Here is a 769-nt window from a genome sequence, read left to right as displayed (position 1 = left end):
TGGAAAGGTTTGAAAGACCTTCAGGTGAGAAAATAGCATTATGTGCTGCTGAACTAACCTATTTATGTTGGATGATTACACATAACGGAACAGCAATCAAGAGAGCCACATTCATGAGCTATAATACTATCATAAGCAATTCGCTGAGTTTCGATATTGTCAATAAATCACTCCAGTTTAAATACAAGACGCAAAAAGCAACAATTCTGGAAGCCTCATTAAAGAAATTGATTCCTGCTTGGGAATTTACAATTATTCCTTACTATGGACAAAAACATCAATCTGATATCACTGATATTGTAAGTAGTTTGCAATTACAGTTCGAATCATCGGAAGAAGCAGATAAGGGAAATAGCCACAGTAAAAAAATGCTTAAAGCACTTCTAAGTGAGGGTGAAAGCATCTGGGAGATCACTGAGAAAATACTAAATTCGTTTGAGTATACTTCGAGATTTACAAAAACAAAAACTTTATACCAATTCCTCTTCCTAGCTACTTTCATCAATTGTGGAAGATTCAGCGATATTAAGAACGTTGATCCGAAATCATTTAAATTAGTCCAAAATAAGTATCTGGGAGTAATAATCCAGTGTTTAGTGACAGAGACAAAGACAAGCGTTAGTAGGCACATATACTTCTTTAGCGCAAGGGGTAGGATCGATCCACTTGTATATTTGGATGAATTTTTGAGGAATTCTGAACCAGTCCTAAAACGAGTAAATAGGACCGGCAATTCTTCAAGCAATAAACAGGAATACCAATTATTAAA

General features: G+C 35.1%; 1 protein-coding gene. It reads left to right on the top strand.

Annotated features, from left to right (window positions below; translation table 11 throughout):
- A partial coding sequence (locus E8M12_RS16240; protein WP_136737319.1) for a site-specific integrase occupies positions 1 to 769 on the top strand: 769 nt, incomplete at both ends.

The organism is Thalassotalea mangrovi, from assembly GCF_005116735.1.
In the GTDB taxonomy this organism is placed as follows: domain Bacteria; phylum Pseudomonadota; class Gammaproteobacteria; order Enterobacterales; family Alteromonadaceae; genus Thalassotalea_A; species Thalassotalea_A mangrovi.
This window is presented reverse-complemented; position numbering and strand designations above follow the sequence as displayed.